Source organism: Rhizobium ecuadorense (genome assembly GCF_001187535.1).
Taxonomy (GTDB): domain Bacteria; phylum Pseudomonadota; class Alphaproteobacteria; order Rhizobiales; family Rhizobiaceae; genus Rhizobium; species Rhizobium ecuadorense.
This window is the reverse complement of the sequence record NZ_LFIO01001800.1, coordinates 1-233: the sequence shown is the minus strand read 5'-3', so window position 1 is coordinate 233 and position 233 is coordinate 1. Positions and strand designations below refer to the sequence as shown.

Below are 233 nucleotides of genomic sequence, written 5' to 3'. Positions count from 1 at the left end.
ACGGCACCTTCGATTGGGCCGATCTCATCAAGCCGGCTATCCGCCTTGCCCGTAACGGTTTCATGATCCGAAACCACATGCACTGGTATTGGGCCAAGGACCAGTCGAATGACGGTTTTGCCAACACGCTCGACAAGCTGCGCTTTTCTGCAACGGGCCGGAAAATCTATTTCCACGACGACGGTACGCTCAAGAACGTCGGCGACCTGCTCGTCAACAAGGACATGGCAGAG

1 protein-coding gene is annotated in these 233 nt (G+C 55.8%); it reads left to right on the top strand.

The window, feature by feature from the left end:
* Positions 1–233 (top strand): gamma-glutamyltransferase (locus tag AF337_RS38495; protein WP_193393702.1); only part of this gene is annotated, 233 nt, incomplete at both ends.